We start from the raw sequence: 381 nt of genomic DNA on the forward strand, positions 1-381 counted from the left end.
CGAAATGGAGAGCCAGTCGCGACCGTTGGGCGGCCGCGACTGTTGAGATTGGATGTTACTTGCCGGACAGGATGTCGTCGTAGATCTGCGCGGTGTCTTTTTCATAGAGCGCGCCGGTGATGACGTTGAAGCCCGGAGGAATGCCGCCGGCGGCCATATTGGCCAGCGAAAGCGCGACATAGCTGGTCGCCTGCGGGTCCTGCCACTGGCCGGCATTGACATAGCCGTTCAGCACTTCCTGGGTGGTGTCGAGCGAATTGCCCCAGCCGACGACCGGGATTTCGCCCGGCTTGATGCCGACCTGGTCGAACACCCGCTTGATCGAGCCGGTGACGAGATCGCCCAGGCCGATGATCGCCTTGACCTTGGCCTTGTTGGCCG

1 pseudogene is annotated in these 381 nt (G+C 62.5%); it reads right to left on the reverse strand.

Annotated elements, in window-relative coordinates:
• Nucleotides 1-55: 55 nt before the first annotated feature.
• Nucleotides 56-381, reverse strand: a pseudogene (locus tag EOD07_RS37160) (sugar ABC transporter substrate-binding protein); the annotation flags it as partial.

It is taken from the genome of Mesorhizobium sp. M2C.T.Ca.TU.002.02.1.1 (assembly GCF_003997225.1).